A 235-nucleotide genomic window follows, 5' to 3' on the forward strand; every position below is an offset into this window, starting at 1 on the left:
CTGACCCACTTCGCGCTGCAATGCCTGGCGATCGACGGCGCTGTTCGTGGCGTTCGCCGACTGCACCGCGAGTTCGCGCACGCGCTGCAGGATGTCCCCGGCGGACTTGAGCGCGCCCTCGGTGGTCTGCGCCAGCGAGATGCCGTCGTTGGCGTTGCGCGCCGCCTGGTTCAGGCCGCGGACCTGGGTCGTGAAGCGCTCGGTGATCGCCAGGCCCGCGGCGTCGTCCTTGGCG

1 protein-coding gene is annotated in these 235 nt (G+C 71.5%); it reads right to left on the reverse strand.

The window, feature by feature from the left end; genetic code table 11:
• The coding region (locus tag VTU_RS28675) for a flagellin N-terminal helical domain-containing protein (RefSeq protein ID WP_010107461.1) at nt 1-235 on the reverse strand (235 nt) is incomplete at both ends.

It is taken from the genome of Verminephrobacter aporrectodeae subsp. tuberculatae At4, assembly GCF_000193225.1.
In the GTDB taxonomy this organism is placed as follows: Bacteria; Pseudomonadota; Gammaproteobacteria; order Burkholderiales; family Burkholderiaceae_C; genus Acidovorax; species Acidovorax aporrectodeae.